Raw genomic sequence first — 15107 nt, forward strand, 5'->3', positions numbered from 1 at the left:
AATCGTCCTTAATTCGTGGGAGTCGAAAGTGCTACAGCATACTCCGCCGGATCGCGTTCAACGAGCCTGGCGCAAACCTTCCTCCAGGGCATGGGCCGGCAACGGCCGGCCGATCAGGTAGCCCTGCAGCTCGTCGCAACGCTGGGCCACCAGGAAGTCCCGCTGTTCGATGGTTTCCACGCCTTCGGCGACCACCTTCAGGTCGAGGCTGTGGGCCATGGCGATGATCGCCCGGATGATCGCCGCATCCTCGCTGTTCTGGGTCAGGTCGCGGACGAACGACTGGTCGATCTTCAGGTAGTCCAGCGGCAGGCGCTTCAGGTAGCTGAGCGAGGAATAGCCGGTGCCGAAGTCGTCGACCGATAGCTTCACCCCCATCTCACGCAACTGGCGGAAGGTCGCCAGGACACTATCGAGGGCGTCCAGCCACTGGCTTTCGGTCAACTCCAGCTCCAGTTGCGCCGCCGGCAGGCCGCTGTCGGCCAGCGCCGAGCGCACTACGTCGAGCAGGTCGCCCTGGCGCAACTGGTGGACCGAGAGGTTCACCGAGACCCGCAGGTTCAGGCCCCGCTGGCTCCACTCGGCGGCCTGCAGGCAGGCCCGGCGCAGGACGAATTCACCGATCTCGCCGATCAACCCGCACTCCTCGGCGAGGCCGATGAAGGTCGACGGCGGGATCATGCCCTCCTCCGGATGGTGCCAGCGCACCAGCGCCTCGACCGAGTCCGGGCGGGCGCTGGCCAGGCACAGCTTGGGCTGGTAATGCACGTCCAGCTGGCCCTCCTCGACCGCCTTGCGCAACCGGGTTTCCAGGCGCAGGCGTTCGAGGGTGCTGTCCTGCAGGTTGTCGCGGAAGAACTGGAAGGTATTGCCGCCGAGTTGCTTGGCATGTTGCATCGCCAGGTTCGCCTGGCTCATCAGCACGGAGATTTCCCGTGCCTGCTCGGAAAACAGGCTGATCCCCAGCGAGGCGCCGAGGATCAACTCGTGGCCGAGCACGCTCACCGGCTGGCGCAACTGGACCAGCAGGCGTTCGGCCAGGCGCGACAGGGCCGCGGTGCCGGTGCCGCCATCGAGGAGGATGGCGAACTCGTCGCCGGCCAGACGCGCCAGGGTGTTGGCTTCCGGCGCGGTGCGCCGCAGGCGCTGGGCCATCTCCCTGAGCAACTGGTCGGCGACCTCGTGGCCGAGGCTGTCGTTGAGCAGCTTGAAGCGGTCCAGGTCGATCAGCAGCAGGGCCAGCCCGCCCTCCTCCTGGCGCGCCCGCTGGGCCGCCTCGTGCAGCCGCTCGCGGAACAACCGGCGGTTGGCCAGGCCGGTCAGTTCGTCGTAGTGCAGCAGGTGACGCAGGCGCTCCTCGACGTCGCGGCGGGCACTGAGATCGGTGAAGAAACCGACGATGTGGGTCGCCTCGCCATTGCCGTCGCGCAGCAGGTTGAGCTGCAGCCATTGGGGATAGGGATCGCCATTCTTCCGCGTATCCACCAGTTCGCCCTGCCACTGCCCGTGCTGGCGCAGCTCGGCGCGGATCTGCCGGTAGTGGCGCTGGGCCTCGGGGGTATTCACCAGCAGGCTGGCGTTGCGCCCGACCACGTCCTCGCGGCGATAGCCGGTGATGCGACTGAAGGCCTGGTTGACCGCCAGCAGGTTGTAGGCCGGATCGAGGATCACGATGCTCTCGCTGGCCGCCTCGAACACTGTCGCGGCCAGTTGCTGCTGCTCTTCCAGGCGCTTGCGCGCGCTGATGTCGCTGCGCGTGCCGAGCATCCGCGTCACCCGTCCCCGCGGGTCGCGAGCCATGGCCCGGCCACGATCCTCCAGCCAGCGCCAGCCGCCCTCCCGGTCGCGCACGCGGTACTCCACCCGGTACAGCTCGCTGCGCCCCTTGAGATGTTCGGCGAGGGCGCGACGGATGCGCGGCAGGTCGCCGGGGTGGATGCTTTCGATCAGCCTGCGATAGTCCTCGGGACCGCCCCCGGCGTCGCTGAAGACCGCCTCGAGATAGGAATGCTGGACCCGGCCGCTCTCCAGGTCCCAGTCCCACAACCCCAGTTCGCTGGCCTCCAGGGCCATGGCCAGGCGCGCCTCGCTCTGGCTGAGCGCCTGGCTGGTCGCGCCAAGCTCCTCGGTGCGCGCCTCCACCCGGCGCTGCAAAGCGTCGCGGGCGGCGCGCAGCTCGCGTTCGACCAGGCGCCGCTGGCCGACCTCCTGGGCGAGCTTGCGATTGAGCGCTTCGGCCTCGGCGTTGACGCGTTCCAGGTGCAGGTTCAGCGCCTGGGTCTGGAAGCGTCGCAGCAGCGCGCCCTGCACCAGCCGGTGGATCTGCCCGGCGACCACCAGCAGCGCCACCAGCAGGATCAGGCCGAGCACGCCCCAGCCCTGCAACAGGCTATGCGGCTGCAACAGCAGGAAAACGATGGATGGCAGCAGGCCCGGCAAGGCGAAGGTGAGGAAGGCCGGCAGGCTCACCGCATAGGCGACGCTGGCAGAGAGGATCGCCGCCGCCACCAGGCCGAACACCAGCACCTGCTGGAGGAAGGCATCGGCCGGGACCAGCATGATCACCGCGAACGCCAGGGTCAGGCCCGAGGCGCCGGCGCCGCACAGGAAGGTCCGCCGCCAGTGGCGGCTGGCCTGGCGACGGCTGTCGGCCTGCTGGAAGGCGGCGACCTGCAGCAGGCGCAGGACGGCGAGCAACACCAGCCAGACCAGCCAGCCGCCGAGCAGCCAGCTGCTGACCTTGCCCCACACCAGGCAGGCGCTGGTCACGCCGCCGAGCAGCATGAGCAGGGTCGGCGTGCGCGAGCCGAGATAAAGGAGCCGGGTACGCTCGATGGCGATTTCGCGGGCGTAGAGCCGCAGTACATCGGTGCTGCCGCCCGGCAGCGCCAAGGGCTCGACATGGACGGTCATAGGCGCTTGTTCTTGTAGTGGTTTGCCTTGAAGTGGCCGGAGCATAACCGAGCAGGGGCAGGCTGCCCAAGGCCGGGATAGAGCATTTTTCCGCAGCCAGGCCCGACGCTGCGCCGGCCTGCGCCGCATGGCGGCCCGGTTTGCCCGGCTTTTCCCCGCCCCGGTAGAATGCCGCGATGAACGACGACCTCTCCCTCCTGCTGAACTCCCTCAACGACCCGCAGCGCCAGGCCGTGGCCGCGCCGCTGGGCCGCCAACTGGTCCTCGCCGGCGCCGGCTCGGGCAAGACCCGCGTGCTGGTGCACCGGATCGCCTGGCTGATCCAGGTCGAGCACGCCTCGCCCTACAGCATCCTGTCGGTGACCTTCACCAACAAGGCGGCGGCGGAGATGCGCCACCGCATCGAGCAGTTGCTCGGGATCAATCCGGCGGGCATGTGGGTCGGCACCTTCCACGGCCTCGCCCATCGCCTGCTGCGCGCGCACTGGCGCGAGGCCGGGCTGAGCGAGAACTTCCAGATCCTCGACAGCGACGACCAGCAACGCCTGGTCAAGCGGGTGATCCGCGAACTCGGCCTCGACGAGCAGCGCTGGCCGGCGCGCCAGGCCCAGTGGTTCATCAACGGGCAGAAGGACGAGGGCCTGCGGCCGCAACACATCCAGCCCGGCGGCGACCTGTTCCTCGCCACCATGCTGAAGATCTACGAAGCCTACGAGGCGGCCTGCGCCCGCGCCGGGGTGATCGACTTCTCCGAGCTGCTGCTGCGCGCCCTGGACCTCTGGCGCGACCATCCCGGCGTGCTCGAGCACTACCAGCGGCGCTTCCGCCATATCCTGGTGGACGAGTTCCAGGACACCAACGCCGTGCAGTACGCCTGGCTACGGATTCTCGCCAAGGGCGGCGACAGCCTGATGGTGGTCGGCGACGACGACCAGTCGATCTACGGCTGGCGTGGCGCACGGATCGAGAACATCCAGCAGTTCAGCGACGACTTCGCCGACGCCGAGGTGATCCGCCTGGAGCAGAACTACCGTTCCACCGCGTCGATCCTCAAGGCCGCCAACGCCCTGATCGCCAACAATCAGGGACGCCTGGGCAAGGAGTTGTGGACCGACGGCGAGGACGGCGAGTCGCTGAGCCTGTACGCCGCGTTCAACGAGCACGACGAGGCGCGCTACGTGGTCGAGTCGATCGAGAGCGCGCTCAAGGGCGGCCTGGCGCGCAGCGAGATCGCCATCCTCTACCGCTCCAACGCCCAGTCGCGGGTGCTGGAGGAAGCCCTGCTGCGGGAGAAGATTCCCTACCGCATCTACGGCGGCCAGCGCTTCTTCGAGCGTGCCGAGATCAAGAACGCCATGGCCTACCTGCGCCTGCTCGACGGCCGCGGCAACGACGCGGCGCTGGAACGGGTGGTCAACGTGCCGGCACGCGGCATCGGCGAGAAGACCGTGGAGAGCATCCGCGAATTCGCCCGCGGCAACGATGTGTCGATGTGGGAGGCGATCCGCCTGATGATCGCCAACAAGGTCCTGCCCGGCCGCGCCGCCAGCGCCCTGACCGGCTTCGTCGAGCTGATCGAGAATCTTTCGGCGAAGGTCATGGACATGCCGCTGCACCTGATGACCCAGACGGTGATCGAGCAGTCCGGACTGATCAGCTACCACAAGGAAGAAAAAGGCGAGAAAGGCCAGGCCCGGGTGGAGAACCTCGAGGAACTGGTCAGCGCCGCCCGCGCCTTCGAGAACAGCGAGGAAGAGGAAGACCTCACCCCGCTGCAGGCCTTCCTCAGCCACGCCTCCCTGGAGGCCGGGGAAACCCAGGCCGACGCCCACGAGGACAGTGTCCAGCTGATGACCCTGCACAGCGCCAAGGGCCTGGAGTTCCCGCTGGTGTTCCTGGTCGGCATGGAGGAAGGGCTGTTCCCGCACAAGATGAGCCTGGAGGAATCCGGCCGCCTGGAAGAGGAACGCCGCCTGGCCTACGTCGGCGTCACCCGCGCCATGCAGCGACTGGTCCTGACCTACGCGGAGACCCGCCGGCTCTACGGTAGCGAGACCTACAACAAGGTTTCGCGCTTCATCCGCGAGATCCCGCCGGCGCTGATCCAGGAAGTGCGCCTGTCCAATACCGTCAGCCGCCCCTACGGCGGCACTTCGCGCAACGCCGGCGGCAGCCTGTTCAGCGGCGCCGGGGTGCCGGAGACGCCCTTCTCCCTCGGCCAGCGGGTGCGCCACGCGCTGTTCGGCGAAGGGACTATCCTCAACTTCGAAGGCGCCGGCGCCCAGGCCCGGGTGCAGGTGAATTTCGAGAGCGAAGGCAGCAAGTGGCTGATGCTCGGCTACGCCAAGCTGGAAGCCCTGTAGCGGCGCAGCCGGTGGAGAAGGCCCGGAGGAGGACGACATGCTGGCATCCTGGGCCTTCTGGGCACTGCTTTCGGCGCTGTTCGCCGCGCTGACCGCGATCTTCGCCAAGATCGGCCTCGACCGGGTCGATTCGGACTTCGCCACCTTCATCCGCACCCTGGTGATCCTCGTCACCCTCGGCGGCATCCTCGCGGTCCTGGGCAAGTTCCAGGCCCCGGGCAGCATCCCGCCGCGCAGCTGGCTGTTCCTGGTGCTCTCCGGGCTGGCCACCGGTGCCTCCTGGATCTGCTATTTCCGCGCCCTCAAGCTCGGCCCGGCGTCGCTGGTGGCGCCGCTGGACAAGTTCAGCGTGGTGCTGGTGGCACTGCTCGGCGTGGCCTTCCTCGGCGAACGCCTGGACCTGCGCCAATGGCTCGGCGTAGCCCTGGTGACAGCGGGCGTGGTGGTCCTGGCAATCCGCCCATAAGCCCGCTGAATGGCGCTTCGACCTTGGTATAAAGGCGAAAAATCGCGGAAACCCTAGACTGGCGGCCTCTAATAATTCGTCGTCTGAGGTTCGTTCCATGTACCGTGATCGCGTGCGCCTGCCCTCCCTGCTCGACAAGGTGATGAGTGCGGCCGAAGCCGCCGACCTGATCCAGGACGGCATGACCGTCGGCATGAGCGGTTTCACCCGCGCCGGCGAGGCCAAGGCCGTACCCCAGGCGCTGGCCATGCGCGCCAAGGAACGTCCGCTGCGTATCAGCCTGATGACCGGCGCCAGCCTCGGCAACGACCTCGACAAGCAGCTCACCGAGGCCGGCGTGCTCGCCCGGCGCATGCCGTTCCAGGTCGACAGCACCCTGCGCAAGGCGATCAACGCCGGCGAAGTGATGTTCATCGACCAGCACCTCTCGGAAACCGTCGAGCAGTTGCGCAACCACCAGCTGAAGCTGCCGGACATCGCCGTCATCGAAGCCGCCGCGATCACCGAGCAGGGCCACATCGTGCCGACCACCTCGGTGGGCAACTCGGCGAGCTTCGCGATCTTCGCCAAGCAGGTCATCGTCGAGATCAACCTGGCCCACAGCACCAACCTGGAAGGCCTGCACGACATCTATATCCCGACCTACCGGCCGACCCGCACGCCGATCCCGCTGACCCGCGTCGACGACCGCATCGGCAGCACGGCGATCCCGATCCCGCCGGAGAAGATCGTCGCCATCGTCATCAACGACCAGCCGGACTCGCCATCCACCGTGCTGCCGCCGGACGGCGAGACCCAGGCCATCGCCAACCACCTGATCGATTTCTTCAAGCGCGAGGTCGACGCCGGGCGCATGAGCAACAGCCTCGGCCCGCTGCAGGCCGGTATCGGCAGCATCGCCAACGCGGTGATGTGCGGCCTGATCGAGTCGCCGTTCGAGAACCTGACCATGTACTCCGAAGTGCTGCAGGACTCGACCTTCGACCTGATCGACGCCGGCAAGCTGCGCTTCGCCTCGGGCAGCTCGATCACCCTGTCGCCGCGGCGCAACGCCGACGTGTTCGGTAACCTGGAGCGCTACAAGGACAAGCTGGTGCTGCGCCCGCAGGAAATCTCCAACCACCCCGAGGTGGTCCGTCGCCTGGGCATCATCGGCATCAATACGGCGCTGGAGTTCGACATCTACGGCAACGTCAACTCGACCCACGTCGGCGGCACCAAGATGATGAACGGCATCGGCGGCTCCGGCGACTTCGCCCGCAACGCGCACCTGGCGATCTTCGTCACCAAGTCGATCGCCAAGGGCGGCAACATTTCCAGCGTGGTGCCGATGGTCAGCCACGTCGACCACACCGAGCACGACGTCGACATCCTCGTCACCGAGCAGGGCCTCGCCGACCTGCGCGGCCTGGCGCCTCGCGAACGGGCCCGGGTGATCATCGAGAACTGTGTCCACCCGTCCTACCAGGCACCGCTGCTGGACTACTTCGAGGCGGCTTGCGCGAAAGGCGGCCACACGCCGCATCTGTTGCGCGAGGCGCTGGCCTGGCACCTGAACCTGGAAGAACGCGGACACATGCTGGCCGGCTGAGGCTGAACCGTTTCATCCGCAACTATTTCCAGCGCCCGGACGATTAATTCTTCCGGGCGTCTGGACAGGGCAGAAAAAACCACGTAAAAACATATTTCGGCGGCCTTTTCTCTTGCCGCCATCGCAACACGCCGACTCGGCCCTTCCGCTTTTCCTGCTGTAACACTTCGTTGTTTCTTTCGGTAACGCACCATGACGGTGCAGAGCGGTACAGTTACGCACCGAAACAACCCATACAGTTCGGAAACACACCCCGGTGATCCAACGCAATTCTCCGCAACTGTTCCTATTCTTGTTGACCTGTTAGTCAGATCATATTGCTCAGTTAATCACTAGCAACCTGACTACCCACCACAAGTGGGAAGGATCGACACATCATGGAACGTACCCTCGGTTCCAACACTTTCGACATCGCTCGCTCCAACCGCCGCAGCAGCAGTCTGCTGGGCACCATGAAACTGTGGCAGCGCCGCATCCAGAGCCGTCGCCAGCTGGCCCGCCTGGACTCCCGCCTGCTCGCCGACGCCGGCATCAGCGAAGCCCAGCGCTACGCCGAGCTGAACAAGCCGTTCTGGCGCTAAGCGATACTGTAACGCCCCGGTTCGGCCCAGCCTGAACTGTACCGTAGGCCGCTCCTTACCGAGCGGCCTTCACGTATCTGGAAGAAGCCTTTTCCTCCAGCAGTTCACGGTACAGCTCGCTCCAGCGACGCCCCATCTCTTCGGCGGTGAACAGTTGCCGATAGCGAGCCTCCGCGTTCCTGCCCATTTCCTCCGCCTGCTGCGGATGCTCCCAGAGCCAGCGCATCGCTTGGCGAAACGCGGCCGGCTGGCTGGGCGGCACGACCAGGCCGGTCTCGCCATGGATATTGATGTAGCTGGTGCCGGTGCCGATCTCGCTGGAGATCATCGGCTTGCCGTACATCGCGCCCTCCAGCAGGGAGATGCCGAACGCCTCGGAACGCAGGTGCGACGGAAAGACCATGGCGTAGCTGAGTTGCAGCAGGGCGACCTTGTCCTCGTCGTCCACCCGCCCGAGGAAGTGCACGTTGCGCAACCCCAGCGCCGCGGCCTGGGCATACAGCTCGGCCTGCAACGGCCCGGCACCGACGATCACCACCGGGTAATCGGTGCCCTGCAACGCATCCAGCAGGATATGCAGGCCCTTGTAGTAACGCATCACCCCGACGAACAGGAAGAACCGCGGCCCGAGTTTCTCTCGCCAGTGCTCCAGACGCTGTGCCGCAGGCTTCGGGTAGCAAGCCTTGTCCAGGCCGTAGGTGATCACCCGGGTCTTTTCCCGGTACTGGCGGAGCACGTCGCTGGTGCTGAAGTAGTTGGGCGACGCCACCGCGATCCGATCGACGCTATGAAGGAAACGACTCATCAGCGGCCGGTACAGTTTCAACAGGACGCGCTGGCGGATGATGTCCGAATGGTAGGTGACCACGCTCGGCTTGTTCATACCGGTGAGGAAATGCACCAGGTCCATGAACGGCCAGGGGAAGTGGTAGTTGACCACGTCCGCCTCCTCCGCCAGCTCGCGGAACTGCTTGAACACGCTCAGGGAAAACCCGGTGGAAGCGAGCTGCAGGTCGAGCCTGGCGCGATGCACCACATGTCCGCCGAAGGGCACGACAGGCGGATGCGGGTCGCTGCTCAGGGTCAGGACGTGGTTGTCGATCCCCCACGACCCGCTGCTCTCGCAAAGCTGGAAGATCACCTGTTCGATCCCGCCTACCGTTTCGCTCAGGTAGGTCTTGTAGAAGTGCAGTACCCGCATTCAGCCCTCCACGGCACGACGATAGGCTGCAGCGGTGAGATTCGCGCAACGCTTCCAGGAAAACTGCTCCGCCCGTCGCAGGCCGGCTTCCCGGCAGCACTCCCAGTAGACGGTATCCTCGGTCATGCGGACCAGCATGTCAGATAGCCCATTGGCATCATCCGGGTCAATATAGCTGCCCGCCTCGCCGGCCACCTCCGGCATTGCGGAGAGTCGCGTGAGCAATACTGGCGTGCCGCTGGCCATGGCTTCCAGCACAGGCAGGCCGAAGCCTTCGTAGATCGAGGGGAAGACCAGCGCCCGAGCGCCCGACATCAACTCGGCGACCCGCTCGTCCGGCAGGTAGCCGAGCAGCCGCACCGTTCCCGAAGCCAGCGCCTGGCGCAGTTCGTCGTCGAGCGAGCGACTTTCCCATCCCGGCATGCCGACGATCATCAGCGGAAAACGCTGGCGGACCGCCGCCGGCAGTTGCCCATGGGCGCGCAGGGCCAGCGACAGGTTCTTGCGCGGTTCGAGGGTTCCTACGCAGAGGAAATACCCGCGCGGCACCAGGCCATGCGCGCGCAAGGGCTCGCGCAGGGACTCCCGGTCCCGCGGACGGAACCGCGCGGCATGGCCGAGGGGCGCCACCACGAAGCGCTCGCGCGGCAGGCCGAAATACGCCTGCGCCTCGTCGGCGATCGCCTGCGAGTCGGTCAGGATCAACCGCGCCTTTTCCATCCCGCGCGCCAGCCGGCGTTCTATTTCGCGCAAGCGGGCGGCGGGTTGCGTCGCCGGATAATGCAGGTGGGTCAGGTCGTGCAGGGTCATCAGCATCGGCCCGTCGAAGTCCAGCGGCCAGAGACTGGGCTCATGGTAGAGATCGACCGGCGGCCGACCGCTATCGAAACGCCGCTGCTCCAGCCAGCGTCGTGCCCGGTAGGCTCCGGGCAGGTTGCGCAGCCAGGGCGACAGACGCGAATAGCCGGGCAGCGCCGCCGCCGGCAGGTCGCCGCTCCAGCCCCAGCCATGGAACAGGGAAAACTCGAAGTCCGCGTGCGCCTGCAACGCGCCCAGCAACTCGACCAGGTAATGCCCGATGCCGGTCCGCGGCGCCTGGAGAATCCGCGCGTTAACCGCAATCCGCATGTACTGCCTCGCCATGCGCCGGGGCCTTGCCGAGGGCGAGCAGGATCCGCGCGATCAGTTGCCGACTCGCCTCGTGCCAGCCGATCCAGCGCCATTCGCCGACCGGTCGCTCGGCCGGGAACTCGCCCGTGGCTTCGAAGCGGGTGACCAGGTTCGCCAGGGTCTGCGGATCGGCGAGGTCGAAGTAGGCCATGAATTCGCCGCCGATCTCGCGGAACACCGGGATGTCGCTGCCCATCGCCGGCAGGCCGCGCTGCATGGCCTCCACCAGCGGCAGGCCGAAACCTTCCACATAGGACGGGAAGACCAGCGATGCGGCATGGGAGTATGCGTACTCCAGGCTCTTGTCGGAGAGGTCGTTGAACATGAACAGGCGCTTGTTCAGCTCCGGATGCTGCCGCACCCGTTCCACCAGCGCCTCGCACTTCCAGCCGATGCGTCCGGCGATGCACAACCGCGCCTGCGAACCCTGGGCCCAGGCACGCTCGAAGGCATCCAGCAGGTAACCGTGGTTCTTCCGCGGCTCGATGGTGCTGACCATCAGGAATACCGGCGCCTTGGCCTTGAACATGCGCAGCAGATCGGGCTCGACGGAGGCGCCGTCCTCCACCAGGTCCAGCTCCGAACCCAGGTGGAAATAATCGAACCAGCGTTGCGCGACCTTCTCCGGGCCGATGCGCCGCAGCATCTCCGCGCGCACTTCGTCGCGGATGGTCTCGGAAATCGCGACGTAGCCGTCGGCGGTGGCCGCGATCCAGTCGAACCAGTGGTTGAACACCTTGACCAGTCCGGCATCGCAGAATTGCGGATGGGTCAGGGGAATCAGGTCGTAGATCACCGAGACGATGCCCACGCCCTCGCTCTTGAGGCGTTCCGCCAGCGGGAAGAAATCGGCGTGCCAGGAGGAGTCCAGCAAGACCAGTTGGTCGCCGGCCCGATGTTCGAGCGGGGTCGCGCGCACGGGTGCAGGCTGCTGCTTGCCGAGGATGCGGTCGAGCAGGCGCAGCGGAATGCTGAGGAAGGCGAAGGCGAACAGGCGGCAGGCTACATAGAGAAGGCGCCGGGCCCACGGCGAGGAACGGAACGGGCGGCGCTTTTCCAGGGTGCGCTGGCCCAGCCAGAAGTAGTTGGCGGCTCGCTCCACCAGGATGCGCAGGCGTACCAGCGGCGAATGCGGCCGCGGGTCCAGCGGCGCCAGGCTGTGGACCTGATACAGGGTGCCGTCGAGCATTGCCACCGGGATGCACTCCACCGTCTCGTCGGCTTCCGGCAACTCGCGGATGACGTTGCGCACCACCCGCTGAATACCGGAATTGACCTTGGGATGCTCGAACACATAGGTGCATTCGACCAACAGACGCGTCATGGAGTGCTCTCCGCGGAAGTGGGGTCCAGAGCCGCCTCGCCGGAGCGGCTGATATGGGTTTCGGCGCCCAGCCAGGAGCAACCGACGAAGTCTTCCTGGCGGTTGTTGATGACATGGAAGACCAGGCCGTAGTCGCGCCATTCGAAGTTGCGGTCCAGGTGCGAGTCCAGCCGCGACAGGCTCAGCGCCACCGAGTAGTGCCCCTTGCCCAGGCGCATGTCGAAGGCGAAGCGGTAGGTGATGCGCTCGCCGGCCTTCAGGTCGGTGAGCGCCTTGTCCAGGCGGTGGGTATTGATCCCGTACATCGGCTGGCCGAGGCGGTCCTTGATCATGAAGCCGAGGATCAGCCGCTCGATGTCCTGGCGAACCTCGACCTCGACTTCCAGCGTCACCGCCTGGCCTACCTCGACCACCTCCAGCGCGCGCTGCCGCTGGTCGACCATCCGTACGTCGAGGATCGCTGCCTCGCCGGTGCCGGAAATCGTCCGCACCTGGCCGTCGGCGAGCATTTCCTGGCGCACGGTCTGCCCCTCGCGCTCGGCGAGCAGGGCGTTGTAGTAGTCCATCACTTCTTCCGGCCGCCCGCGCATGGCCATCCGTCCCTGCTCCAGGAGGATCGCGGAGTCGCAGATGGACTGGATCGCCGAGCGGTCGTGGGAAACGATCAGCAGGGTGGTGCCGGCCTTGCGGAAACTGCGGATGCGCTCGAAGCTCTTGTGCTGGAAATAGGCATCGCCGACCGACAGGGCCTCGTCGACGATCAGGATGTCCGGCCGCCGGGCAGTCGCCACGCTGAACGCCAGGCGCATCTGCATGCCGCTGGAGTAGGTGCGCACCGGTTGCTCGATGGCCTCGCCGATTTCGGCGAAGGCCTCGATATCCGGCATCAGCGCCTGGATTTCCTCGACCTGCATGCCCAGCAGTTGCCCGGCCATGAAGACGTTCTGCCGGCCGGTGAAGTCCGGGTGGAAGCCCATGCCCAGCTCGAGCAGCGCGGCGACCCGGCCGGCCACGCGGATCTCGCCGCAGGTCGGCTGGGTGGTGCCGGCGATCATCTTCAGCAGGGTGCTCTTGCCGGCGCCGTTGACCCCGACGATGCCGACCGCTTCGCCCGGCTCGATGGTGAACTCGACCTCGCGCAGGATCCAGTGCAGGTGGTGGCGCGGAGGGCTGAAAGGCACCAGCCATTCGAACAACCGGCTCCAGCGATTGGGATACTGCTTGTAGGCCTTGCCGAGGCCGGATACGCGTATCTGTCCCATCAGAGTTCATCCACCATTTCGCCGACCCGCTGGCGGAACAGACGCAGGCCGAGCGCGCACAGCAGCAGCGCCAGCAGGGTGATCGGCAGCAATGAAGGCCAGTCCGGCCATTGCCCGTGGAGGAACAGCTGCTGGTAGCTGCGCATCAGCGCGGTCATCGGGTTGAGTTCGATCAGCGAGCGGATACCCTCGGGCAGGATGCCGATCGGATAGACGATCGGCGTCAGCCAGAACCAGAACTGCAGGCAGATGCCGAACAACTGGCCGACGTCGCGGAAGAACACGTTGAGCACCCCGAGGATCATCCCCAGTCCCGCCGCGAACAGCACCTGGATCGCCAGCAGCGGCACCAGCGCGAGCAATGCCGCGCCCGGCAGGCGCCCGCTGAGGGCGAGAAAGCCGAGGAACAAGGCGAGGATGATGGCGAAATTGACCCCGGCGTTGAGCAGTACGATGACCGGCAGGCAGATGCGCGGGAAGCTGATCTTCTTCAGCAGGTTGGCGTTCTCGATGAACATGCTCTGGCTGCGCGAGGTGATTTCCGCGAACAGGCCCCAGGTCAGCAGGCCGGCGCAGAGATAGACGCTGTAGGCCAGGCCGTCGTCGACCCCCGGCAGGCGCGCGCGCATCACCTGGGAGAAGATCACCGTGTAGACGACGATCATCGACAGCGGATTGAGCACCGTCCACAACGCGCCGAACAGCGACCCGCGGTAGCGCGACTGGAACTCGCGCTTGACGCTGCCGAGAACGAAGCCACGATAGCCCCACAAGGAACGAGACAAGCCAAGAAGCATCAGACCACCCTGCCGTACTGGTCCTCGAAGCGGACGATGTCGTCCTCTCCCAGGTATTCGCCGCTCTGCACCTCGATCATCACCAGGTCGATGACCCCCGGGTTTTCCAGGCGATGCCGGTGGCCCGCGGGAATGTAGGTCGACTCGTTGCTGTTGACCAGCCGCGCGCCATCGCCATTGGTGACCCTGGCCATGCCTTGCACCACGATCCAGTGCTCGCTGCGGTGATGGTGCATCTGCAGCGACAAGCGCTCTCCCGGCCTGACCACGATTCGCTTGATCTTGAAGCGCGGCCCCTCCTCGAGGACGGTATAGCTGCCCCAGGGACGGTTGACGGTCCGATGCAGCCGATAGGCCTCGTGCCGCTCGTCCTTCAGCCGCTGCACCACCCTGCGCACCTCCTGGACCCGGTCGGCGCGGGCGATCAGCAGCGCATCGGAAGTATCCACCACGACCAGGTCGTCGACCCCGACCGTGGCGACCAGGCGCCCGTCGCTCTGCACGAAGGTGTTACGGGTGTCGACGAACAGGGTGTCGCCGCTGCCGCGATTGCCCTCTGCGTCCGCGTCGAGCAGCGCGCTCATCGCGCCCCAGGAACCGATATCGCTCCAGTCGAAGGCCGCCGGCACCACGGCGACCCGCGCGGAGCGCTCCATCAGCGCATAGTCGATGGAAATGTCCGGCAGCGCGGCGAAGGCTTCGCCCGCCAGCTCATGCTGGATGCCATCGGCCATCTTCACCGCCGCACTGGCGGCCAGGCAGGCCCTGGCCTGCTCCAGCAGGGCCGGGGCATGCTGCGCCAGCTCGTCGACCAGGGTCGAGGCCGTGAAACAGAACATCCCGGAGTTCCACAGGAAACCGCCACTTTCCACGTAGCGACGGGCGGTTTCCTCATCGGGTTTCTCGACGAAGCGGCGCACCTTGGCCGCCCCCTGCTCGTCCAGCCGGTCGCCCAGCTCGATATAGCCGAAACCGGTTTCCGCTGCGTCCGGCACCACGCCGAAGGTAACCAGGTGCCCGGCGACGGCGAGACGCGCGGCATGCCCTACCGCCTCGCGGAAGGCCTCCTCGTTGCGGATCAGGTGATCCGCCGGCATCACCACCAGTACCGCCGCGTCGCCATGTTCGGCTTGCAGCGCCAGGGCGGCGACGGCAATCGCCGGAGCGGTGTTGCGCCCGGTCGGCTCGAGGATGAAATGTCCCCGGTGCCGCCCCAGGCGGGCCGCGTGGAACTGGTCCTTGCTCTGGAAGTAATGCTCGCGGTTGGTCACCGTGACGATTTCGCCATGCCCGGCCAGGAGCCCGGCGGCACGTCGGTAGGTCTTGCCCAGCAGGGTCTGGCCATCGGGCAGGCGCATGAACGGCTTCGGCTGTCCTTCACGCGACACCGGCCAAAGGCGGGTACCGGCGCCGCCGGAAAGCACCACGGGAATCAGCAT

Annotated in this window: 11 protein-coding genes; 4 read left to right on the forward strand and 7 right to left on the reverse strand. The window is 66.4% G+C overall.

Features of this window, described 5'->3' with window-relative positions; translation table 11 throughout:
- Positions 1 to 57: 57 nt before the first annotated feature.
- On the reverse strand, positions 58 to 2913 hold the full coding sequence (locus ACYAF3_RS10630; RefSeq protein WP_015649860.1) for a putative bifunctional diguanylate cyclase/phosphodiesterase: 2856 nt from the start codon (positions 2911 to 2913) through the stop codon (positions 58 to 60).
- 176 nt (positions 2914 to 3089) lie between these two features.
- On the opposite strand from ACYAF3_RS10630, the gene uvrD reads away from it, so the two are divergent.
- The 4 genes from uvrD to ACYAF3_RS10650 all read left to right on the forward strand — a co-directional run bounded on the left by uvrD (position 3090) and on the right by ACYAF3_RS10650 (position 7914).
- A complete protein-coding gene (gene uvrD / locus ACYAF3_RS10635; protein WP_003117615.1) occupies positions 3090 to 5276 on the forward strand; it encodes a DNA helicase II in 2187 nt (728 codons plus the stop codon).
- 37 nt (positions 5277 to 5313) lie between these two features.
- Complete coding sequence (locus tag ACYAF3_RS10640) at positions 5314 to 5742, forward strand: EamA family transporter (RefSeq protein ID WP_003096873.1); 429 nt, start codon at positions 5314 to 5316, stop codon at positions 5740 to 5742.
- Positions 5743 to 5839: 97 nt separating this feature from the next.
- Positions 5840 to 7333 carry an acetyl-CoA hydrolase/transferase family protein gene (locus ACYAF3_RS10645; RefSeq protein ID WP_003096875.1) on the forward strand — a complete coding sequence of 498 codons (1494 nt, stop codon included), beginning with the start codon at positions 5840 to 5842 and terminating at the stop codon, positions 7331 to 7333.
- Positions 7334 to 7710: 377 nt separating this feature from the next.
- On the forward strand, positions 7711 to 7914 hold the full coding sequence (locus tag ACYAF3_RS10650; protein ID WP_003096877.1) for a DUF1127 domain-containing protein: 204 nt from the start codon (positions 7711 to 7713) through the stop codon (positions 7912 to 7914).
- Between the two features lie 55 nt (positions 7915 to 7969).
- Here the strand turns inward: ACYAF3_RS10650 and wbpZ are convergent, their stop codons facing one another.
- Genes wbpZ through ACYAF3_RS10680 form a run of 6 tightly spaced genes read right to left on the reverse strand, consistent with a single transcriptional unit; the run spans position 7970 to position 15107 of the window.
- Entirely contained in the window at positions 7970 to 9115 is a 1146-nt protein-coding gene (gene wbpZ, locus ACYAF3_RS10655) for a D-rhamnosyltransferase WbpZ (protein ID WP_023085885.1), read from the reverse strand.
- The gene (locus ACYAF3_RS10660) at positions 9116 to 10243 is read right to left on the reverse strand and encodes a glycosyltransferase family 4 protein (protein ID WP_003102573.1); all 1128 of its coding nucleotides are present in this window, start codon (positions 10241 to 10243) and stop codon (positions 9116 to 9118) included. It abuts the gene before it with no gap.
- Positions 10227 to 11609 carry a glycosyltransferase family 4 protein gene (locus ACYAF3_RS10665; protein WP_003096882.1) on the reverse strand — a complete coding sequence of 461 codons (1383 nt, stop codon included), beginning with the start codon at positions 11607 to 11609 and terminating at the stop codon, positions 10227 to 10229. Before ACYAF3_RS10665 ends, ACYAF3_RS10660 begins: the two co-directional genes overlap by 17 nt.
- Positions 11606 to 12871, reverse strand: a complete 1266-nt coding sequence (locus ACYAF3_RS10670; protein ID WP_003096884.1) for an ABC transporter ATP-binding protein — start codon at positions 12869 to 12871, stop codon at positions 11606 to 11608. The genes ACYAF3_RS10665 and ACYAF3_RS10670 overlap by 4 nt, the downstream gene beginning before the upstream one ends.
- Positions 12871 to 13668 (reverse strand): ABC transporter permease, encoded by a 798-nt coding sequence (locus ACYAF3_RS10675; protein ID WP_003096887.1) that lies wholly within the window; start codon positions 13666 to 13668, stop codon positions 12871 to 12873. The genes ACYAF3_RS10670 and ACYAF3_RS10675 overlap by 1 nt, the downstream gene beginning before the upstream one ends.
- Positions 13668 to 15107: a mannose-1-phosphate guanylyltransferase/mannose-6-phosphate isomerase gene (locus ACYAF3_RS10680; RefSeq protein ID WP_003114106.1), complete on the reverse strand. Its 1440-nt coding sequence runs from the start codon at positions 15105 to 15107 to the stop codon at positions 13668 to 13670. The genes ACYAF3_RS10675 and ACYAF3_RS10680 overlap by 1 nt, the downstream gene beginning before the upstream one ends.

Source organism: Pseudomonas sp. TZ252, from assembly GCF_056110345.1.